Source organism: Nostoc sp. ChiQUE01b (genome assembly GCF_034531255.1).
Taxonomy (GTDB): Bacteria; Cyanobacteriota; Cyanobacteriia; order Cyanobacteriales; family Nostocaceae; genus Nostoc.
Genome location: NZ_JAVRBM010000064.1, coordinates 13764 through 34158 on the forward strand (window position 1 = coordinate 13764; position 20395 = coordinate 34158).

At 40.5% G+C, this 20395-nt stretch carries 23 protein-coding genes; 14 read left to right on the top strand and 9 right to left on the bottom strand.

Going from position 1 to position 20395, the window contains the following annotated elements:
* Nucleotides 1-40: 40 nt before the first annotated feature.
* The gene (locus RMY63_RS30310) at nt 41-238 is read right to left on the bottom strand and encodes a hypothetical protein (protein ID WP_322732266.1); all 198 of its coding nucleotides are present in this window, start codon (nt 236-238) and stop codon (nt 41-43) included.
* 61 nt (nt 239-299) lie between these two features.
* Between RMY63_RS30310 and ureE the strand changes: the two genes are divergently transcribed.
* The 4 genes from ureE to RMY63_RS30330 all read left to right on the top strand — a co-directional run bounded on the left by ureE (nt 300) and on the right by RMY63_RS30330 (nt 3855).
* Entirely contained in the window at nt 300-746 is a 447-nt protein-coding gene (gene ureE, locus RMY63_RS30315; protein WP_322732267.1) for an urease accessory protein UreE, read from the top strand.
* Nucleotides 721-1413, top strand: coding sequence for an urease accessory protein UreF (locus RMY63_RS30320; protein ID WP_322732268.1), 693 nt, complete (start codon nt 721-723; stop codon nt 1411-1413). The genes ureE and RMY63_RS30320 overlap by 26 nt, the downstream gene beginning before the upstream one ends.
* A 331-nt stretch (nt 1414-1744) precedes the next feature.
* Nucleotides 1745-2638: an isopenicillin N synthase family dioxygenase gene (locus tag RMY63_RS30325; RefSeq protein ID WP_322732269.1), complete on the top strand. Its 894-nt coding sequence runs from the start codon at nt 1745-1747 to the stop codon at nt 2636-2638.
* Nucleotides 2639-3345: 707 nt separating this feature from the next.
* Entirely contained in the window at nt 3346-3855 is a 510-nt protein-coding gene (locus RMY63_RS30330) for a hypothetical protein (protein WP_322732270.1), read from the top strand.
* A 217-nt stretch (nt 3856-4072) separates the two neighbouring features.
* Here RMY63_RS30330 and RMY63_RS30335 read toward each other — a convergent pair whose 3' ends face one another.
* Entirely contained in the window at nt 4073-4321 is a 249-nt protein-coding gene (locus RMY63_RS30335; protein WP_322732271.1) for a hypothetical protein, read from the bottom strand.
* A gap of 173 nt (nt 4322-4494) precedes the next feature.
* Between RMY63_RS30335 and RMY63_RS30340 the strand changes: the two genes are divergently transcribed.
* A complete protein-coding gene (locus RMY63_RS30340; protein WP_322732272.1) occupies nt 4495-4878 on the top strand; it encodes a hypothetical protein in 384 nt (127 codons plus the stop codon).
* 192 nt (nt 4879-5070) lie between these two features.
* Here RMY63_RS30340 and RMY63_RS30345 read toward each other — a convergent pair whose 3' ends face one another.
* On the bottom strand, nt 5071-5349 hold the full coding sequence (locus RMY63_RS30345; protein ID WP_322732299.1) for a hypothetical protein: 279 nt from the start codon (nt 5347-5349) through the stop codon (nt 5071-5073).
* A gap of 411 nt (nt 5350-5760) precedes the next feature.
* Here RMY63_RS30345 and RMY63_RS30350 point away from each other — a divergent pair, with 411 nt between their 5' ends.
* The 6 genes from RMY63_RS30350 to urtD all read left to right on the top strand — a co-directional run bounded on the left by RMY63_RS30350 (nt 5761) and on the right by urtD (nt 12366).
* On the top strand, nt 5761-6900 hold the full coding sequence (locus RMY63_RS30350) for an FAD-binding oxidoreductase (RefSeq protein WP_322732273.1): 1140 nt from the start codon (nt 5761-5763) through the stop codon (nt 6898-6900).
* 195 nt (nt 6901-7095) lie between these two features.
* Nucleotides 7096-7521 (top strand): ester cyclase, encoded by a 426-nt coding sequence (locus RMY63_RS30355; RefSeq protein WP_322732274.1) that lies wholly within the window; start codon nt 7096-7098, stop codon nt 7519-7521.
* Nucleotides 7522-7885: 364 nt separating this feature from the next.
* Nucleotides 7886-9202: an urea ABC transporter substrate-binding protein gene (urtA, locus tag RMY63_RS30360; RefSeq protein WP_322732275.1), complete on the top strand. Its 1317-nt coding sequence runs from the start codon at nt 7886-7888 to the stop codon at nt 9200-9202.
* Nucleotides 9203-9335: 133 nt separating this feature from the next.
* Nucleotides 9336-10496 (top strand): urea ABC transporter permease subunit UrtB, encoded by a 1161-nt coding sequence (gene urtB / locus RMY63_RS30365; RefSeq protein WP_322732276.1) that lies wholly within the window; start codon nt 9336-9338, stop codon nt 10494-10496.
* Nucleotides 10497-10523: 27 nt separating this feature from the next.
* Nucleotides 10524-11645 carry an urea ABC transporter permease subunit UrtC gene (gene urtC / locus RMY63_RS30370; RefSeq protein WP_322732277.1) on the top strand — a complete coding sequence of 374 codons (1122 nt, stop codon included), beginning with the start codon at nt 10524-10526 and terminating at the stop codon, nt 11643-11645.
* Nucleotides 11620-12366: an urea ABC transporter ATP-binding protein UrtD gene (urtD, locus tag RMY63_RS30375; protein ID WP_322732278.1), complete on the top strand. Its 747-nt coding sequence runs from the start codon at nt 11620-11622 to the stop codon at nt 12364-12366. The genes urtC and urtD overlap by 26 nt, the downstream gene beginning before the upstream one ends.
* Before the next feature lie 69 nt (nt 12367-12435).
* Here the strand turns inward: urtD and RMY63_RS30380 are convergent, their stop codons facing one another.
* From RMY63_RS30380 to RMY63_RS30395, 4 genes are all read right to left on the bottom strand, one after another.
* Complete coding sequence (locus RMY63_RS30380; RefSeq protein WP_322732279.1) at nt 12436-12783, bottom strand: four helix bundle protein; 348 nt, start codon at nt 12781-12783, stop codon at nt 12436-12438.
* Between the two features lie 163 nt (nt 12784-12946).
* A complete protein-coding gene (locus RMY63_RS30385) occupies nt 12947-13147 on the bottom strand; it encodes a hypothetical protein (RefSeq protein ID WP_322732280.1) in 201 nt (66 codons plus the stop codon).
* Nucleotides 13144-13752: a Uma2 family endonuclease gene (locus RMY63_RS30390; protein ID WP_322732281.1), complete on the bottom strand. Its 609-nt coding sequence runs from the start codon at nt 13750-13752 to the stop codon at nt 13144-13146. Before RMY63_RS30390 ends, RMY63_RS30385 begins: the two co-directional genes overlap by 4 nt.
* Before the next feature lie 161 nt (nt 13753-13913).
* Nucleotides 13914-14591: a DUF305 domain-containing protein gene (locus RMY63_RS30395; RefSeq protein ID WP_322732282.1), complete on the bottom strand. Its 678-nt coding sequence runs from the start codon at nt 14589-14591 to the stop codon at nt 13914-13916.
* Between the two features lie 317 nt (nt 14592-14908).
* Here RMY63_RS30395 and RMY63_RS30400 point away from each other — a divergent pair, with 317 nt between their 5' ends.
* Nucleotides 14909-15766 (top strand): sulfurtransferase, encoded by an 858-nt coding sequence (locus RMY63_RS30400; RefSeq protein WP_322732283.1) that lies wholly within the window; start codon nt 14909-14911, stop codon nt 15764-15766.
* Between the two features lie 505 nt (nt 15767-16271).
* Here RMY63_RS30400 and RMY63_RS30405 read toward each other — a convergent pair.
* Together RMY63_RS30405 and hpf are read right to left on the bottom strand one after the other, a co-directional pair.
* Nucleotides 16272-16463 (bottom strand): hypothetical protein, encoded by a 192-nt coding sequence (locus tag RMY63_RS30405; protein WP_099099305.1) that lies wholly within the window; start codon nt 16461-16463, stop codon nt 16272-16274.
* Between the two features lie 342 nt (nt 16464-16805).
* Nucleotides 16806-17453, bottom strand: a complete 648-nt coding sequence (gene hpf / locus RMY63_RS30410) for a ribosome hibernation-promoting factor, HPF/YfiA family (protein WP_322687893.1) — start codon at nt 17451-17453, stop codon at nt 16806-16808.
* A 626-nt stretch (nt 17454-18079) separates the two neighbouring features.
* Between hpf and lipB the strand changes: the two genes are divergently transcribed.
* Together lipB and RMY63_RS30420 are read left to right on the top strand one after the other, a co-directional pair.
* A complete protein-coding gene (gene lipB, locus RMY63_RS30415) occupies nt 18080-18763 on the top strand; it encodes a lipoyl(octanoyl) transferase LipB (RefSeq protein ID WP_322732284.1) in 684 nt (227 codons plus the stop codon).
* Between the two features lie 426 nt (nt 18764-19189).
* The gene (locus RMY63_RS30420; RefSeq protein ID WP_322732285.1) at nt 19190-20368 is read left to right on the top strand and encodes a hypothetical protein; all 1179 of its coding nucleotides are present in this window, start codon (nt 19190-19192) and stop codon (nt 20366-20368) included.
* Nucleotides 20369-20395 lie beyond the last annotated feature (27 nt).

Genomic DNA, 20395 nt, shown 5'->3' on the forward strand with positions numbered 1-20395 from the left:
ATCCACGAGCAAGTAAACGACTAGACAATGCATTCACCTTTTATGCAAATATCGTTGCATGATTTTGTCTGGTGCGATCGCATGATGGTGCATAGCATTTTGCAGAAAACTGTGTATGCGATTTTTCCAATATGTGCAATTCTGTACCTGCGTTGATGGAGATTTGAGCGCGACGACGGAGTAAGAGTAAATCGCTTGGCTCGTTGCCTTTGTTTAATTTTATTTTTCCTTCGGACAAGGGAGCTATGGTGTTTAAATTAGAACCATAATGAAAAGCAAAAGTTCAGGCTAAACTCTGTATGCTGACATTTACCCAACTTAAACCACCTAATTACGATGCCGCTGTTACTTTTACTCTGGCGCTGACAGCAGAAGAACGTACCCGCAGTCGTCATCGCTTTGAAACTGAAGATGGTAAAGTGGTGTTTTTACATTTACCCAGAGGAACTGTCTTACACGATGGCGATATTTTGCAAGAAGAAACCCATAGCAGTTTAATCAGAATTACTGCCAAACCAGAACTAGTGCTGACTGCCTTTGCCCAAACACCACTTTTATTATTACGGGCTGCATACCATCTGGGAAATCGCCACGTACCTGTAGAAATTACTTCGACTTATTTACGCTTGTCCTCAGATTCTGTTTTACGCCAGATGTTGGAACAACTGGGATTAGAAATTAAAGAGGAAATTGTACCGTTTCAGCCAGAATTAGGAGCTTATGGACAACACCATCATGCTCACTGATAGCCATCTTTTAAGTATTTTACAGTTGGCTAGCCCAGCTTTACCTGTGGGAGCATATAGTTATTCTGAAGGCTTGGAAATGCTGATAGAAAATGGTACGATCGCTAACCACGCACATCTCAAAGATTGGTTAAAAGCAGAGTTGCTTTATGGGGCAATTCGGTTAGAGGCGGCGGTGATGGTACGATCGCAGCAAGCTGTAAAAACAGGTGATGTTGAGTCCCTATGCCGTTGGAATCTGTGGTTATCGGCTGCTAGGGAAACAGAAGAATTACGCGCCTCTAGTTGGCAAATGGGGCGATCGCTGATCCAATTACTTGGTAAACTAGAACCGCAGATTGTACCTATTGCAGATGCTGTGGGGAATCCTTGCAATTATGCGATCGCTTTTGGTATTGCCGTTGCCCATTGGCAAATCAGCATCCAAGCCGCATTACTGGGATATCTGCACAGTTGGGCAAGTAATTTGATTACTGCTGGCGTAAAACTTATCCCCCTTGGACAAACAGCAGGACAGCAGTTATTGCTAGATTTGCAACCATTACTCAGTGCTGCGGCATTAGAAATTCTCACGTTAGAGGACGATCAACTCGCCTGTTGTAGTTGGGGTTTGTCGCTAGCGAGTATGCAGCATGAAACGCAATATACAAGGTTGTTTAGGAGTTAGAGGCAGAAGAATTTTAGATTTTAAATTTTGGATTTTGGATTAAATAGGACTTTCAAGAAACACAGGGAGTGGGGAGTAGGGAGTAGGGAGTGGGGAAAGATGGCTGATTTATTAGCTTTACTTATGTTATGAGGTTAACTCAGCCATTGGTATTGATATTTAAAATCACTAATTTTTCAACAAAAAACACTTAGTTAACTAAGAGTGTCCATACCGCATCGGAGAACGAGTGCGGGCATTAAAATTATTACGCCGAAAAATATAACACGGTGCGTTAGGTTAAAGCCGTAAGACACCCTAACTTTTGATTTACTTTATAAATGGTCTCTCAATGGTCACAATTCCAGTAATTGATTTTACTAATTTTACTAAGAGCAACGCAATAAATCGGCAAGCTGTCATCAAACAAATCTATGAAGCTTGTCATGAAATTGGCTTTATATACTTGCAAAATTTGGTAATATCAAAAGACCTAATCAAGGAAGTATTCACTCACAGCAAATCTTTTTTCAATTTACCTTTAGAAGTTAAGCAAAAGCAAGCTTGGAGTGATGAATTTAGTAATATGGGTTACGTTGGGATTGAGAGAGAACGTCTTAACCCCAATAAACCAGGCGACTTAAAAGAGGCGTTTAATGTAAACAAACAAGCGGCTATCGGGAGAGATGCTTCTATTGTCACCTTCTACGATCGCTGTACAGAACTTGCTAACACAATCTTACAAGCTTATGCGTTGGCGTTAGAATTGCCAGAAGATTTTTTGACTATCAGACATAATCAACAAAATCATACCTTGCGACTATTACACTATCCGCCATTGCAGACACCAGCGAAACCCGAACAGGTGCGTGCTGGTGAGCATTCCGATTATGGCAGTATTACCTTGCTTTTTCAAGATGACATTGGCGGGTTGGAAGTACAGACAGCATCTGGAGAGTGGATTGCCGCACCTGCAATTCCTGATACTGTCATAGTCAATACTGGCGATTTAATGCAACGGTGGACAAATCATCTGTTTTGCTCAACTAAGCATCGAGTGATGATTCCCACTGATAATAGGGTAAATCAGTCTCGGTATTCTATGGCTTTTTTCTGTCATCCTAATGATGATACAGAAATTACTTGTTTGGAGAGTTGCCAGAAAGAACAATCGCCTATCTATCCCCCTATCCTGGCGGGAGAATATCTTTTAAGCCGTTTACAAGCAACTTATGGTAATTCGTAATTCGTAATTAACTACTATTTCTTGTTGCACTCTCCGCTCGAAATAAATATTTATTTCTTCTTCCATACTTAGAAGCTCTTTCTTCAAACCCTTCGGTGCTGAGTGCGATTATTACTTTTTGGCGTTGCAGAGAAAGCGGGATGATTTTGCTAGTTTTGTGGGATGGGCATCTTGCCCGTCCCTTGTATTTCAGGGCGGGCGAGAAGCCCACCCTACAAGAATCATGATTCAGCAACGCCTACTTTTTTACTCAGCACTCAGCACTGTTTCGGTGAGTTGACAAGTGACGCATTTTAAAGTTGCTTTCAATAAACCTGTCTAATTCTTATTGCTCTAATTTAGACTAAAGCAGTTTTTTTTCTCTAATAACCCAAGTTGCTAGTTATTGATTCAGGCGATCGCTTTGTGCAAGCTGTGGGTTTTGCATCGGTGGCGAGGTGCGATCGCTCTACATCATCTATTTAATTTTTTGTTTAAGTGCATAAATCAGAAATTGCATCGTAATAAGCAATGTGGATTGGTAAAACCCATTGAGGGTTTGAAAAGCTCGTAATTTCATAATATCTCACACCAGCACGGGGGGTTTTGTGGGTTTATTCGATAGCTCTGAGGGCTTCTATGACCTCAATGGCTGAGGCGGTTGACTTGTAAAAAAATGGAGTATAAACATGCTAAGAAGAATAAAGATTCCAATTATCTTAACCGCAATGGTTGCGATTACGGGAGTGTCTCCTAAAGCAGCATTTGCTGATAATAGGCTAGCGACTTTCACTTCCTCTAATGGTTCTTATCTTAGTGCCGAAAATGGGGGTGGAAGTGGACTCTATGCCAATAGACCAGCGCAGGGACCTTGGGAGCGATTTACGATCATAGACATTTATCAAGGCGCACTTATGAGCGGTGATGCTGTCTGCCTTAGAACCGATAATGGTTATTTTGTAACTGCCGAGAACGGCGGTGGTCGTGAGACTAATGCAAACCGAAGTACTTGCGGTTCTTGGGAAACATTTCAGATATTCCTACTTGGCGATACGCCAGCGGGGCTTTTCCCGGTGTTTGGTGAAATCCCACGTTCCGGGCTTGTGAAAGTGGCATTTAAAGCGAGTGATGGAAGTTGGGTCGTTGCAGAGAATGGTGGCGGTGACGGCGTAAACGCCAACCGACCTGCGATCGGTCCTTGGGAAAAATGGACTTTGCTCCAGGATGCGATCCACTAGGAGACTTCCAAGAAATAAATTACTCAGAAAAAATAGACCTCTTGCAAAAATCCTTGAATCACCCCTCCCTAACCCTCTCCTTGTCAAGGGGAGGGGGCAAGATTTCAAGTTTCCTCCCAAAATATCGGGGGGATAAAGAAGGGTATATTCGATTTATACAAAAGGTCTAATCATAAGTTAAGGGACTTTCAGAGAATAAAATAACGCGATGTGCAACTTATTTTGTCACAAGAGCATCGAACTGTAATAGTTCCAAACCAATCTGTTTTGCCTCGCCTGTAGCAACTTCCGCCTTCACGTTTAAGTGTTTCGCGCACTCTGTATCAAATTCTGTCTTCCCTGGATCAACTTCCGCCTTCACGTTTGGGTGTTTTGCGCACTCTGTATCAAATTCCGTCTTCCCTGGATCAAATTCCGCCTTCACGTTTGAGTATTTCGCGCACTCTGTATCAACTTCCGCCTTCACGTTTGAGTGTTTCGCGCACTCTGGATCAAATTCCGCTCTGACGTTATCAGAAGTAGCTGGAAATTACTTAAATTTTAGATTTTTAAATAAAAACCAATAATTTTACGTATGACAACCTTTGAAACAATTGTCCACTATAGAGTTATGGTATATTTGAAAAATAAGTAACAATTATGGCAAGACCAAAACGAAATTCACGTACTCTGGGCAAAGCTCAAACACGTCTAGCAAGCATTAAATCCATCAATTTAAGTCTAGATGTCGGAGAGGGATTGTCAGTCAAAGATTATACTGGAAAAATCGAAAGCCTGCGACAATCTCTAGAAGCATACAATACTACCCTCTCCACTATTGATGTCTTACTAACCCAGATCCTTGAAAATGAGCAAGATTTAGCAGATTATTCTGAGAAAATTTTGCGTGGTATTGCTTACAAATTTGGTAAGAATAGCTATGAGTATCAGATGGCTGGAGGTATTCGTAAAAGCGATCGCAAGCGTAATGTGCGTAAAAGCGTGGTTTCTGCTCTCGGTGAACCCGCCCCTACTGGTTCGTAAATCAAATAGAAAAAGAGACTAGTAATTGCTAGGGCGTGTTTTCAAAGTCTTAGATCCCCCCAACCCCCCTTAAAAAGGGGGGCTAAGAGTATCTTAAAGTCCCCCTTTTTAAGGGGGATTTAGGGGGATCTAAAAAGTTAAAGGGCTAAACCAAAACCAGTAGTTTGAAAACACGCCTTAGTCTCTACAAGGTTATTGCATAAGAATCTGGCGGATTAAAATGCTCATCACCTCATGTGGATTTTCGGTGGGTACTAGTGGACTCCAGTCGCCAACGCTGGCGTAGCCAATTACTTGTAAATAGTGAATGGTGCTGGTAACGGCTTTTGCAGAACCAATCAATGTATGTTTAATCGGTTCTCGCCGGGGTAATGGTTGTCTGGTTGGTTGATGGCTGGTGGATGTATCTAAATTTTCCCCAGACAAAAACTGTTCTAACTTGGACTGGGCAGATTCTGGTAATTGTGACATGATGATATTTATACTCCGATATTGGGGTTTATATAAAGGCGATCGCTGTCTTCTTTGCGGGATTTGGCGATCGCCTTTATCGATCTTGGGGTTTAGATAGGGGCGATGGCTGTCTTCTTTGCGGGATTTAGCGATCGCCTCGATCATACTTTGATAATAATGTATAATTTTATACTTGTCAATCACTATTTGAAAAATTTTTATTAATAATTCTCAAGTTTTAACGGAAATAAATTATGACCAAATAATTACTAATTCGTAATTTGTAATTAAAGAGGGTACAGAGCAAGCATTGAATTAAGAATTCAGTGGTCAACAAGAAAGTGGCGCTTTTTTGCCCTCACTAATTGCAACTACGAATTACGAATTATTAATTACGAATTACCTTGACCCATTCACAATTTGCAAAATATGAAAACCTACGACTGGATTGTTGTTGGTGGTGGAATTACAGGTGCTGCACTCTCTTACGAACTAGCGAAAAAAGGTTTTGCTGTACTTTTGCTAGAACAAGATGTTACACCACAAAATGCAACTCGCTATAGTTATGGTGGACTTGCTTATTGGTCTGGTGCTACACCGCTAACTCGGCGATTGTGCGAAGAAGCGATCGCACGTTACCATATCCTATCTCAAGAGTTAGACGCTGATATCCAATTTCGGGAACTAGATTTATTACTGACTATTTCAGCCCATAACGACCCAGAAACAACTGCGGCATCATATAATCAGTTTGCCATTCCACCCCGTTTACTCAGTATCCAAGAAGCTTGTGAGTTGGAACCGCAACTAAATCAAGAGGCGATATCTGGGGCTTTAACTGTCAAACACGGTCATATTCACCCAGAAAAAACAGCACAAGCTTACATCCAAGCTTTTGAGCGGGCTGGGGGTGAAATGCAGATTACCCAAGTATTGCAAGTATTGCAAGATGGTGTACAAACTACCACTGCAACTTTCCACAGCGCTAACGTTGTCATCTGTGCGGGTGGACTCAGCCGCCAGCTCCTCAAATCTGCTGGTGTTTCCATCAAGCTGTATTTTACCCACGAAGAAATCATTCAAACCCCACCTGTTGATGTCAGGTTACGCACCTTAGTTATGCCAGCGAATCAACAACGGTTTCAACTAGAAGCTGAATCTACTCAAGTTGATGAATTATGGGATGAATTTGGTAATGAGTTAGTACCAGCAATTTTAGATGCGGGTGCGATTCAGTTTCAAGATGGTAGTATCCGCATCGGTCAAATTAGCCGTGCGATCGCAGATCCTCATGCCAAGATAAACTCAGACGTAAGCGAAAAATGGTTGCGACAAAGTGTTGGTCAAATTTTACCAGCATTGGAGAATTTACCAGGGACTTGGTATCACTGCTTAGTGGCATTTAGTAGCAATCAACTCCCCTTAATTGGTGCTATTCCAGGATTTGAAGGCGTTCATGTTTTCTCTGGGTTTAGTAATCCCCTAGTACTTATACCACCTTTGGCAAAGCGCTTTGCTAATTTTGCAACTGGCCAGGAAGATGAAATTATTACACAAATGCTAATCTAAAAGCCCGCAGCGAAAAACACAAATATTACTAATGCTGGCACATTAGGTGCAGTCAAACTTTGGAGTTATAAAAAGGGGATATGACCTGCACTGATTTTAGTTCAATCTCATTCTTGGTTAATTGACAATAGTGCAGCTTGTCTGTCTAAATAAATAATTAGAGTTCGCCTAATTTTCAGTAAAGGAACAGCAGCAATGTCTTCCATTGAGGACAACAAAATAATTGCTCAACGGTGGATTGAACTTATTAGCGAGCATAAAATCGAAGAAATTTGCGAGATAACCGCCCCGACTTGGAAAATGCACGGTGGTTTACCAGGACTTCCCCTTGGCCCTGAAGGAGTACGCAAACTCTTTGGTTCATTTGGGCCTATCCAGCAGAAATGGACAATTGAAGACGTAATTGCTGAAGGTGACAAAGTTGTTGTGCGTGCGACTAATACCTGCATCCAAGAGAGTTTCCTTGGCATACCTAGTTGCGGCCGTCAACAGACATTCACTGCTACGTTCATTCATTATATTGCCGACGGAAAGATAATTGAAACCTGGCGAAACGCTGACGATCTTGGACGAGTTCTTCAGCTTGGGGCACGAATTGAACCAGGAGTATCTAAGCAATAGCAGTGTAGGTGGAAGATTTTAACCTGACTTAATAATTAAAACTATTGTTGTATTAACCAGCTATCTATTCAGCATCGACAATAATTTTGCACAAAGATAGCCGTTTTTAACTGTCTAGAATCAAAAATGTTCGTGGAAGAGAAAGGTTTCGTTCATCCATAACGTATTGCATAGATATGAGAATCTTTATAAAGTTAATAAAGCTTAATATTAAAAAGATTGTTTTTTATTACAAAAACAATCTTTTTTGTATAAGGCGTCACTTTTTACTAGTAAACTATCGCACTAATATCACACTTTAAAGATTGATATTGTCAGCTTTCTATAAGTTGGCTGATTCATCAACAGGAAAATTCATAAAAAGATGAGAAGACAATTTAACCGACGCAAGTTTATAATCTACGGTTCTTTAACTTTTGGAAGCAGCTTTTTTTTGAAAGCTTGCGCGAATAATTCTCCAACTGCTACACAGAGTCCAGTTGCGCCTCCTACTGCTTCACCAGCGGCGGCTACTGCTGGTGACACCATAAAAGTAGGTATTTTGCACTCTCTGAGTGGTACGATGTCTATTAGTGAAAAAAGTGTTGTTGATGCTGAAAAATTAGCAATCAAAGAAATTAACGCTGCTGGTGGTGTCTTAGGTAAACAAATTGAAGCAATTACCGAAGATGGTGCTTCTAACTGGGATACTTTTAGAGAAAAAGCAACCAAGCTAATCGATCAAGATAAAGTTGCTGTAGTCTTTGGTTGTTGGACTTCTGCTAGCCGTAAGAATGTCAAGCCAGTATTCGAGAGCAAAAACCACATGCTCTGGTATCCTGTGCAATACGAAGGTCAAGAGTGTTCTAAAAATATTTTCTACACTGGCGCTGCGCCAAATCAACAAATTGAACCATCTGTTGATTGGCTGTTAAAAAATAAGGGCAAAGAATTCTTCTTAGTTGGCTCTGACTATGTTTTTCCCCGGACTGCTAACACAATTATTAAAGCTCAACTAGAAGCTTTAGGCGGAAAAACAGTTGGTGAAGACTATTTACCTCTTGGGAACACCGAGGTTACACCAATTATCACTAAAATTAAGCAAGCTTTGCCGAATGGAGGTGTAATTTACAATACTCTAAATGGTGATAGCAACGTTGCTTTTTTCAAACAATTGAAAGGTGCTGGATTGACACCAGAAAGATATCCTTCCATGTCTGTCAGTATTGCCGAAGAAGAAGTTAAAGCAATTGGTGTAGAGTATCTCAAAGGTCACTACGCTGCTTGGAATTACTTCCAAACAGTAGACACACCTGCTAATAAAAAGTTTGTCGCAGCTTTCAAAAAAGAATACGGTGAAAATCGGGTAACAAATGACCCAATGGAAGCAGCATACATTGCAGTTTATTTGTGGAAGCAAGCAGTTCAAAAAGCTGGTACTACAGATATAGCTAAAGTAAGTGCTGCGGCTTATGGTCAAACTTTAGATGCACCTGAAGGTAAGGTGACAATGGATGCTAATCATCACATATCTAAAATTGTGCGAATTGGTCAAGTTAGGCTAGATGGTTTGTTCGATATTGTCTATGCTACTCCGACAGCAGTTGAACCAGTTCCTTGGAATCAATTTGTCAAAGAAACTAAGGGATTTGCTTGTGATTGGAGTGACCCTGCTAAGGGTGGTAAATACAAGAAAGTTTAATTCATTAGTCATTAGTCATTAGTCATTAGTCATCAGTCATTAGTCATTAGTCATCAGTTAATAGTTACAAGCAACAAAGGACAAAAGACAAAGGACAAAGGACAAATGACTAATGACAAATAAGGAGAAATAAGTGTTAGCAGGATTTTTAGAAGCTGTATTTAATGGTATTAGTATTGGCGCAGTATTATTAATTGCTGCGTTGGGACTGGCGATTATATTTGGATTGATGGGCGTCATCAATATGGCGCATGGTGAATTGATGATGTTTGGTGCTTATACAACTTATGTTGTGCAAAATGGCTGCAAACAATTGGGTGGGGTGTGGTTTGAAGTCTATATATTTTTGGCTTTAATTATTGCTTTTATATTCACGGCTGCTGTGGGATTAATTTTAGAAAAAGGCGTGATTCGTTATCTCTATGGACGCCCATTAGAAACTCTACTAGCAACTTGGGGAGTAAGTTTAATTTTTCAGCAGTTTGTCCGCAGCGTGAATTGGGTATTGATAATTGGTATAGGCTTATTTTCTCTGCTGTTTTTTGGAGGTTTATGGATTTTAAATTCCCGCACTGATTTAGGAAGAGTTCGTAACTGGATTGTAGCGGTGATATTTTTATTATCGCTGGGGGTGACAATCACAACGGGCAATTTATTGAGTCAAACTTATCAGTTAGCAGTAACTCAACCTTGGTTTGGCGCTCAAAATGTGGATGTAACAGCACCTACTTGGTTACAAGCAGGGATGTCTTTAGGTGGTGTACAATTACCCTTTGCCAGATTATTTATTATTGCTTTAACAATAATCTGTGTGGCAGGAATTTATTTATTTTTACAACGTTCTAGCTGGGGTTTAAGAATTCGGGCTGTGACGCAAAACCGGAGTATGAGTGCTTGTTTGGGTATCCCAACTCAAAAGGTCGATGCGATTACTTTTGCATTGGGTTCTGGTTTAGCTGGTGTGGCTGGATGTGCGATTAGTTTGCTTGGTTCTGTGGGGCCAAATACGGGACAAAACTATATTATTGATACTTTTATGGTGGTTGTCGTTGGAGGTGTGGGGAATTTAGCTGGGACGATTGTGGCTGCTTTGGGTATTGGTACGGCTAATTTTTTAATTGGTTCTGGGACTTTGGCTTTGTTGTTGAGTTCTGTTAAACCTTTGGCTGATTTGTTTACTTTTTTTGCCACGACGAGTATGGCTAAGGTGATGGTGTTTGCGCTGATTATTGTGTTTTTACAGTGGAAGCCTGGGGGGATTTTTCCGCAGAAGGGACGTACTGTTGATGTTTAAACCGCAGAGGCACGGAGGACGCAGAGAATGAGGAAGAGGGGAGGAAGGTTAATTTTAATTGAGGTGGGGGTGGTGGTTGCAATCGCACTTTTCCTCATTATGATTATGCCACTGCTACTGTCGGAGTTTCGCCTGAATTTGTTGGGGCGATTTTTATCACTGGCGATCGCAGCTTTGGGTATTGATTTGATTTGGGGGTATACTGGTTTATTGAGTTTGGGACATGGTATTTTCTTTGGTTTGGGTGGATATGCGATCGCAATGTACCTGAAACTGCAAGTCCCTAGTGGAGAATTGCCTGATTTCATGGGACTTTATGGGGTTACAGAACTTCCCGCATTTTGGCAACCTTTTTATTCGTTTCCTTTGACAATAGCTTTGCTGGTACTAATTCCAGGGTTATTGGCGGGATTGTTGGGATATTTAGTTTTCCGAAATCGCCTCAAGGGAGTTTATTTTTCTATTTTGACTCAAGCCGGAACTATTGTATTTTTCAACTTCTTTAACGGTCAGCAAAAACTATTCAATGGTACGAACGGACTGATAGATTTTACAACCTTATTTGGAGCAACGGTCAGCGATGCCAAAACGCAGTTTATTTTCTACACGCTGACGGTAGTATTTCTCGCAGCCACCTACGGAATTTGTCGCTGGTTGACAACTGGACGCTTTGGTAGGTTGTTGATAGCGATTCGTGATGATGAAAGTCGGGTAAGATTTTCTGGCTACGACCCTACAGATTTTAAGGTAGTGGTGTTTGCAGTTTCCGGTGCGATCGCAGGTATAGCAGGAGCATTTTACACCATTCAAAGTGGTTCTGTCTCACCCAGAGCAATGGATATTGCCTTTTCAATTGAAATGGTGATTTGGGTAGCTGTAGGCGGACGCGCTACTTTAATTGGGGCGATTGTCGGAACTTTGTTAGTAAATTATGCCCGCACTTTTTTAAGCGAACAATTTGCCGAAATCTGGCTATTTTTCCAAGGCGCACTATTTTTGATAGTCGTTACAGTCCTTCCTGACGGCATTGTGGGATGGTTGCGTAGTCAGAATATTTCTCTTTTCCACCGTCGTCAAGAAATTGCTACATATCCCACCTTGGAAGAAGACCCCGAAGTGCAACATGAACGCGAAAATATTGGAAACTGAAAACGTAACTGTTAGTTTTGACGGTTTTAAGGCTTTAAACCAGCTTAACTTTAGTATGGATGTGGGTGAATTACGAGTAGTAATTGGCCCCAATGGTGCGGGAAAGACCACGTTTCTGGATGTGATTACGGGGAAAGTTCAGCCAACCGTTGGGCGAGTCTTATTCAAAGGTAAAAACCTACGTTCTTTACCTGAATATAAAATTGCCCGATTGGGAATTGGGCGCAAGTTTCAAACACCCAGAATTTACCTGAACTTAACGCCCCGTGAAAATTTAGAAATTACCAGTAACAAGAAGAAAAATGTCTTTTCTACTTTGTTTGAACATTCTAACGCTGTTGAAAAGAATAATATTAAAGGATTATTAGAAACCATCGGTTTAACGCCAAAAGCCGATATCAGAGCAGCTTTACTTTCTCACGGAGAAAAGCAACGTTTAGAAATTGGGATGTTAGTAGCACAGTCCCCAGATTTATTACTTGTTGATGAACCAGTTGCGGGTTTAACAGATGAAGAAACCTACAACATTGGCGAATTACTTTTAGCACTAGCGCAGAGTCATTCAATTTTAGTAATTGAACATGATATGGAATTTGTGCGTCAAATTGCCAAGAAAGTAACGGTGTTACATGAAGGTTCGGTATTGTGCGAAGGTAATTTTGAAGAAGTGCAAAATGACTCTCGTGTGATTGAAGTGTATTTGGGAAAACAGGAAGAATGAAAAGCCCCACCCATGAAGGGATGGGGCTTAAGGAAGAAGGAAGGAGTCAGGAGGAAGAAGGTAGAGCTATCATTCCAGTTTTTGCAGAGTAGATACTAGAATACGCTGCATTTCATCAACTTCTTTTAAAGCAGAATCAAACATTTCAGGTGCAAGTAATTTTACTTCTTTAGCAATAATCAACTGCGTGTCTAACTCTCTTAAAGAACCTAAGCTTATTTGCAAAAAACGAACGTATTCCGCTTTCGATACCCGCCCATACCCTTCTGCAATATTAGAGGGTACTGAAACCGCAGAACGTCTAATTTGACTCGTTAAACCGTAGATTTCGGAGTTAGGAAAATGTTTAGTCAGTTCGTAACATTTTTTAGCAAGCTGAATACCACGTTGCCAAATAAACTGTTCTCGGTGGCTCATAAGTTTGATGGAAGAAGTTTGAAGTTCAGTTGTTATTTTATCACTTCTTCCTCCTTGCTTCTTCCCTCTTCCTTAGTAACGGCGGGGCGGCGGTTCCTCCCCACCCATGAAGGGATGGGGCTTCCCCGCCGTTACTTTATGAAACAATTCGCAATACGCATTTTTATACCCGCTCAACAACTTCATCTTTTTTCCAAATAACAGATTCTTCCATTTCAGCGTGTGTGCGACTAATTGGATTTACTTTAAGTGTAATCTTTCTGCGATTGGGATTGCTGCCAGCATTGATACCAAAAAATACGCTACTACCTATCTCTAACTTTGCGATTGTAGCGCGATCATCTTCACTACCTGCTGGAGTCATTTCCCTAGTAATTCTGGTCGATTTGCGCTGTTAAACACCTGCTCTACTGTTAGCGTCCAATCAGCAATTACCACTGATTCCATACAAGTCGCACCTGTAAATACCTTATCTTCATACTGTCCCTCCACCCACTGGCAAATCGTAATTTGTTGTATCTGTGGGTCAACAATCCAATACTCTAATATTTCCCTAGCGGCATACTCCGTCCGCTTGTAACGATAATCACGAACGCGGTTTGCTGTTCCCGGAGAAACAATTTCAATCACTAACGCAGGTGGCGGCATATCACGGGTAAGGGTAGCACGAGTAGCACTGATAAGAGCACCATAAGATTCTTCTGTGTGAACCATTAAGTCAGGTAAACGACATCTCGCCCGTCGCCCCGCCACCTCAATTTCTGTATCCTTGTGAGCAACTAAATAAAAGGGGAAATGTTTTAGTAGTTCAACGAATAGAAATCTTGCCAGATTGCTATTTTCCTGACTTTCTGGTGGCATCTCAACTAGTTCTCCATCCACCAACTCATAGCGCGTGTCTGTACCATCGTCATAGGTAAGATATTCTTCAAAGGTCAGCAGTTTTTGGGTTTTCGTCGTTTGGGTCATTTGCTTTGCTTTCTTACCCTATACAGACTATCACTAATGATAGTGTAGTGAAGAAGTACATCATGTGACTGGAGAAAGAAACTTATGAATCCATTGCGCGTTCGCAATGGGCGAAAAAGCGAACTGCGAATTGCGAATTGTTCGGTCATTACAAATTAATATCATTTGTTGTACCAAGTTTTTCGCCACTGTTGCATTTGTTTAATCTCTATCTCTTGGGCTTTAACAATTTCTTGGGCTAATTTTTTGATTTCAGGGCGCTTAGACTTATTTAAAGCATCTTGCCCCATTGTTACAGCCCCTTCGTGGTGAGGAATCATCGCATTGATAAAGCGCAGATCAAATTCAGCATCGGCTGCACCTAAGTCTTGACTCATCATCATAGTTTTCATTTGGTTAGATGACATTTCCATCGTATGACCCATTTGACTGTCATAAGCCATTCGTTTATCTCCCGCCTTGGGATACCAAGCTTGTCGCCACCGCTTCATCTGAGTGATTTCTTGGTTTTGCGATTTGATAATATTGTCTGCTAGTTTTTTGATTTCAGGACGTTTTGATTTCACCTGAGCAACATTCGCCATTTCCACAGCCCCTTGATGGTGCGGTATCATAGCATCGATAAATCGTAAATCAAAATTAGCATCGGTTGGGCCTAAATCCATTCCCATGCTGTGATTCATCATCTGCTTGTCATTAGCATTGGTGGCGGTTTCCTTTGGCGCTTGGCTTTGGTTCTGAGAAGCAGTATTAGCACAGCCTGTAATTAACCCACCGCCTGAAGCGATCGCAGTAAAAGTTAACGCCAAAAAGCCATTCCTTAAAAATAGCAGTTGCATAAATCTTACCTAAGAGTTTTTTAATTCTAACGATTTAACTAATGATCTAATGAAATTAAGATGAAATCTAAAGATCCCCAATAACTTTTACGAAGTTGGGATCTTGTTTCTCATTTCTATGTTGTCATCAATACTTACATTGTCAAAGCTAGCAATAGTCATTTATTAGCTTCTGCCAAAGCAAGCGATCGCATTCTTGCAGTTACAAAAAGTTATCTCATAACATTTAATATTCATTCTTCTGTAATTTGCATTCCAAAACGCGAATCTACCAAAGGTGATAATGCCTAATGGTACAATAACAGAAGCATGAAAGCGTGAATACAAAACTCCTCATTTCTCCTCAAGAAGTCACGTCACTGTTAGCAGAAAACTCATCAAAAACTGTCATTATCGATACGCGAAGTCAAGAAGATTATGCTATTTCTCATATTTCTCAATCCATAAATATTAGAGATTTTTTCACCTATCTTTTAGAAAATTCCTCCCCAACAGGATTAAAGGAATTGCAAGAGTATTTTGCAGAAATCATGAGCAGGGTAGGAATATCTGGTGCAGAACAGTTAATTGTTTATGAAGATGCTTTAAATAAAGGTTATGGTCAATCTTGTCGAGCAGCTTTTTTACTGAAATATTTGGGTTGCGCTCAGGTATCTATTTTACACGGAGGATATAGAGCATGGCTTAAGGCAGAATTACCTACTACCGATGAAGTACCGCAGCGTGAAAGCAGCATATTTAGATTGCATCCCAACGCTGACATAATGGTGACTACCACCGAGATGTTGCAAGCAATTGAAAATCCAGCAATTATTAAATTAGATGTGCGCGATCGCAACGAATGGCTTGGGTTGAATTCATCTCCTTATCATCCTGATTTTTGTCCTCGCAAAGGTAGAATCCCTAACGCAGTATGGTTAGAATGGCATCATCTAATGAATTCTGAATCGGAAATTCCCACGTTCCGATCGCCAGATGAAATCCGAGAAATTTGTCAGTCACTAGGTATTACTTCTGAGTCCACTGTGTATATTTACTGCTTTAAGGGTTCAAGGGCTGCGAATACATTAATAGCCCTTGAAGAGGCAGGAATTTCTGCTAGAAATTATTTTGGCTCTTGGAATGAATGGTCTCGTGATTTTTCACTACCAATTGATAGCAGAGTCATGCAATGAGCGTATAAAGTAATACGTTTGGGTTGAAAATATGAGTAGCATTATTGCGTCGCTACAATCCAAATACAACAGTCGAAGCATAGGTTAGGACTATGTTGGTTGCTGAAACCTTTGATAATACTGAGTTTCTACTCAGCACTCAGCACTCAGCACTCAGCACTTTGCTATACATGAACACTTAATCGAACGCTGAATAAACCTTACAACACTACACTAAATCTGCGATTTAGTGGTGCAATAATTAACAAAGTGTAGGGGTTTAAATCCCTGGCTTCTATCAAGCCGCAAGTGTTGTGGCTCTTGTCTTTATCCCCGTTACAACACGTAATTGCGTTAGCGCAGCGTTAGCGAGTCCGCGTACTCTTACAGAGAAGCAAGCTACGCGCAGCGTCTCGTAGAGAGCGTCATTGCGAATTGCGAATTGCGAATTGCGAATTGGTTTAAGTGGCGGGTCTGAATCACTTACCCATTGATTCTCAATCTTGAATTCTGAATTCTTCTTCAATCAAACATCAACATTTATTTGTTCTATCTGTCTAGCAGCTTTATCCCAAAGCTTTGCTGAAGTCTCATCTTGCCAATGAGTTCTTAAATTTTCCGCTTTTTTGTGACATATTCGCTCTAACATTTCTAATATTGCGGATAATGTCAATTTATTAATTAATGATTCTAAAATTTCCATATATTCTTTTTGCATGATAATTACCTCCTTAACGTTACGCAAACGCTCCGAATTCAAAATTCAAAATTCAAAGATTTTAGACACCTATAAATAAATTTAGGGGCTAACTGCAAATTTTCACATTACTCCAACGCTCAAGTATTAGGTAATTTCTGGAGACAAAAGCTCATCTATGCCAAATAAATATTTATTAAGAAGTGTTTGAGTTATTTTAAAGTCAAAATCTTTTCTAATATCTGAAAACTTTGCAACAGTTTGTCAAATAAGGGAATGGGCATTGAAAGAGGCAGAGGTAGAGAGGAGAAAGACTTACTGCAACTTCTCCCCTGCTCACCTCATCTCCCTATTCCCCAGTCTTTATTTACTCGAATGCGACTTTTCCGGCATGACTATATTAGTGTGGCTTGCCTTGCCATTTTTGCCGTTAGTATTTCCGTTACCATTGCGCGGATGGATAACACCATAACCACCGTGGTTACGTTCGTAAATTACATTAATCTCTCCAGTTTCAGAATTGTGGAACATATAAAAGTCGTGTCCCACGAGTTGCAGTTGTTCTAGGGCTTCTGCAACCGTCATCGGCGGCATGGAAAAATATTTGGTGCGAACGACTTCGTTGGGCAATTCGGCGGTGCGATCGCCAATTAAATCTGTTACTATCGACTCTGGAATAACTACTTCTGTGGGTTGAGCATGAGTTTTGTGGTCTTGACGCCGTTCTTTATATTTCCGCAGTTGACGGGCAATTTTATCTGCAACTAAGTCAATGCTGGCATATAGACTTTCGCTGCTTTCCTCGGCACGAATCACGCTACCATTAGCATAAATAGTTACTTCAGCCGCTTGTCTTGGATTGATTCGGGGATTCCGGGCGACGCTAAGATGCACATCCACTTCATTTGTAATGCTTTGAAAGTGACTAACTGCTTTTTCAATCTTTTGATGTACATACTCACGAATCGCATCGGTGATTTCAATATTTTTGCCGTGGATGACAAGCTTCATGTAATACTCTCCCACTGAATATTTTGGATGTGTGAATTTGCTTTGTATGAAAAGAAATTGCGGTAAGGTTTATTACTCCCGCCAAAACAAATTGTGAACTATATTGTATCTACTGCTGTTAAGCTGTCTCTCAACTTACTGCATCTGAGGAATTGTCAAGTATACCCTTGATTTACCTCCTCATCTCTGCGCTGATGTCTAATTGTATATCCAATTAGCACTTTTGAGTGAGGAAATCTAATTGTAGCTCCTATGACTACCTTTTCCTTTAAAGGAATGCTTACAGAACTGTTGATATTTGCTCCTTCTGTGTTCGATTGAGGTTTGCTTGCTGTTGTTCAAGAATACAAGGCTTTGTGGAAGTTTGATTCTGTTTGAAATGCAAACAATGATATTAAAGTCATCAGCCAGTACATTCTTTTTTTTCTTTATTGTCTTGGCATAATGCTTATTGCAGAGAATTCCTCCTAAAACCTATTGAGGTTATCTATTCAAGCTAGCACTTTGCATTTTCTAATGCATCTTCCCTTGACTTTCCTTTAAAATCCTTTGCAAAGCTTGACAATTGTTGATTATAATCCTCTAACTTGAAATATATTTAGTTCTTTATACGGTTGAATTTTGGCATGATCCATAGTAATAATAAACCACATAAAAACATTTGTTTGCTATATAACCAAGGATTAATACCTTACTTGGAAGCTCATGGATGGCAGCGATCGCTTCTGACTGAGCGCATTCATGACCCCAGTCTAGATGATGTGTTAATTTTGCTAGAACATCCTCCTGTCTACACTCTGGGACAAGGAAGCAACTCAGACTTTCTCAAATTTGAGATTGACAAAGGTCAGTATGATGTGCATCGAGTTGAACGAGGCGGTGAAGTTACTTACCATTGTCCCGGTCAACTGGTGGGCTATCCAATTTTAAATCTGCAACGTTATCGTCAAGACCTCCATTGGTACTTACGGCAACTCGAAGAAGTAATAATTCGCGTATTGGCAATTTATGGATTGCAAGGAGAAAGAATTCCGGCTTTTACTGGCGTTTGGTTGCAAGGGCGAAAAGTCGCAGCTATTGGTATTAAAGTCAGCCGTTGGATTACTATGCACGGCTTTGCGTTAAATGTTTGTTCAGACATGACAGGCTTTGAGCGCATTGTACCCTGTGGCATTTCTGACAAACCTGTAGGCAGTTTAGCCGAATGGATTCCAGATATCACTTGCCAAGAAGTGCGTTTTTACATAGCACAATCTTTTGCGGAAGTCTTTGGCGTGGAATTAGTAGAATCTCATACCAATTCTGTATGAAGCTGCGCCAAAACAGAAGGTGGTGCATTGGATAGAAAAGTTATGGGTATGAGATTGGAAGTTGAGATAAAAGAAAGCCAACAAGAGTTGTAGAAAGCCCTCAAACATGCTACGACCGCAAGCAGCACAGCATTCGATTGATTACAAATGCTTTACTTGCTTAAAAGCGGTCAAGTGAGCAGCAGGCGATCGCGCTTCTGAACTCATAGGACGAGATGCAATGGGAAAGTTGCAAAACCCTCGTGCAACTACAGCAGAAATTAACTGATGTACTAAAAACAATTACACTTCAACAGATTGTTTCTGTGACTTATTACGACTTTATTCTTGAAGCTTTATTTAGCGCAGCTTCATAAAGAATTGGTATTACCACCCTATTGTTTAATGGTAATTTGGTAGCGTAATAAAAAATCACGTAAAAGTAACATGGTTTTACTTAACTGGAAATCTTGTATAACAGCAATAACCTTGACTGCCATCAGTCTTACTGCATCCAAGTCGGCATTGGCGGTATCTTTATACTCAGTTACTGACTTAGGCGCTCTTACTGGAGACCCCTTCAGTTATGCTCAAGACATCAATGACTCTGGTGAGGTAATCATTAATTCTTCTGGAGATTCTTTTTCTTCTTTTTTGTACAGTAATGGTTCGCTCAAAAAAATTAGTCCGCTGCCTGGTGATAATGGAATTGCAGTGGAAAGTATCAATAACTTGGGACAAGTAGTTGGTAATTCGGGCAGTGAGAATCACGCCTTTATTTACAGTGGTGGAACAACCCAAAGTCTCGGTTTTAACGGCATTCCATATGCTATCAATGACTCCAGTGAAGTGGTTGGCGGTACAAGTGGTGGCGGTATATTTCCAGAGCTTGCCTTTCCCTACGGAGCCGCTTTCCTATACAGCAATGGTACAACAACTATCATTAACAATAATTTAGAAGAAAATTATATTGCCTATGGCATAAATAATCGAAGTCAGGTAGTTGGCATTTTCGGTTCTCCCAGCCGAGCCTTTTTATACGACAACGGCATAATCACTAATATCGGCACCCTCCCTGGTGACAACTACAGTTCAGCGCTGGATATTAATGACTCAGGACAAATGATTGGTATTTCTGGACTCAGTGAAGGAGAGAATATTAGTACTTTTCTTTATAGTTCTAGTACTGGACTCCAAGACATTGGTAGGTTAAGTCCTACAGATTTGTTCATTGGTCAGGGGATTAATAATTTGGGTCAGGTAGTCGGGTATTCTCGCACTAACGATGCAGGGGCTTTACTTTATAGTGATAACACTTTGTACAACTTGAATGACCTGATTGCTCCCGGTTCAGACGCTGGCCTTACCTTAACACAAGCATTTGACATTAATATTAATGGACAAATTGTAGGTATTGGTGCAGTTAATAATGAATTTCATGCTTTCCTCTTGACGCCAGTTTCATCTGTCTCTGTAGCTGAACCAACTTCAGGCATTCCTATTTTGTCGTTCACTGCTGTCGTAATTTTATTTGCAGCATTCAAGCGCAAATCTTACTCTAGCAGTGCAGCCATACAACAAAGAAGTGAATGCAATACATTTCAGGTAAACAAAGTGATTACTTGAGAGTCTGGATTTATTTAATCTGTATTT

Coding starts and splice junctions, on each gene's coding strand:
- ureE (WP_322732267.1), top strand. CDS start 300: ATGCTGACATTTACCCAACTTAAACCACCTAATTACGATGCCGCTGTT.
- RMY63_RS30395 (WP_322732282.1), bottom strand. CDS start 14,591: ATGCAACTGCTATTTTTAAGGAATGGCTTTTTGGCGTTAACTTTTACT.
- RMY63_RS30385 (WP_322732280.1), bottom strand. CDS start 13,147: ATGACTCCAGCAGGTAGTGAAGATGATCGCGCTACAATCGCAAAGTTA.
- RMY63_RS30420 (WP_322732285.1), top strand. CDS start 19,190: ATGGTTTTACTTAACTGGAAATCTTGTATAACAGCAATAACCTTGACT.
- RMY63_RS30340 (WP_322732272.1), top strand. CDS start 4,495: ATGGCAAGACCAAAACGAAATTCACGTACTCTGGGCAAAGCTCAAACA.
- urtC (WP_322732277.1), top strand. CDS start 10,524: ATGAGGAAGAGGGGAGGAAGGTTAATTTTAATTGAGGTGGGGGTGGTG.
- RMY63_RS30390 (WP_322732281.1), bottom strand. CDS start 13,752: ATGACCCAAACGACGAAAACCCAAAAACTGCTGACCTTTGAAGAATAT.
- RMY63_RS30380 (WP_322732279.1), bottom strand. CDS start 12,783: ATGAGCCACCGAGAACAGTTTATTTGGCAACGTGGTATTCAGCTTGCT.
- RMY63_RS30320 (WP_322732268.1), top strand. CDS start 721: ATGGACAACACCATCATGCTCACTGATAGCCATCTTTTAAGTATTTTA.
- urtA (WP_322732275.1), top strand. CDS start 7,886: ATGAGAAGACAATTTAACCGACGCAAGTTTATAATCTACGGTTCTTTA.
- RMY63_RS30325 (WP_322732269.1), top strand. CDS start 1,745: ATGGTCACAATTCCAGTAATTGATTTTACTAATTTTACTAAGAGCAAC.
- hpf (WP_322687893.1), bottom strand. CDS start 17,453: ATGAAGCTTGTCATCCACGGCAAAAATATTGAAATCACCGATGCGATT.
- RMY63_RS30330 (WP_322732270.1), top strand. CDS start 3,346: ATGGTTGCGATTACGGGAGTGTCTCCTAAAGCAGCATTTGCTGATAAT.
- RMY63_RS30405 (WP_099099305.1), bottom strand. CDS start 16,463: ATGCAAAAAGAATATATGGAAATTTTAGAATCATTAATTAATAAATTG.
- RMY63_RS30355 (WP_322732274.1), top strand. CDS start 7,096: ATGTCTTCCATTGAGGACAACAAAATAATTGCTCAACGGTGGATTGAA.
- RMY63_RS30345 (WP_322732299.1), bottom strand. CDS start 5,349: ATGTCACAATTACCAGAATCTGCCCAGTCCAAGTTAGAACAGTTTTTG.
- RMY63_RS30350 (WP_322732273.1), top strand. CDS start 5,761: ATGAAAACCTACGACTGGATTGTTGTTGGTGGTGGAATTACAGGTGCT.
- urtD (WP_322732278.1), top strand. CDS start 11,620: ATGAACGCGAAAATATTGGAAACTGAAAACGTAACTGTTAGTTTTGAC.
- lipB (WP_322732284.1), top strand. CDS start 18,080: ATGATCCATAGTAATAATAAACCACATAAAAACATTTGTTTGCTATAT.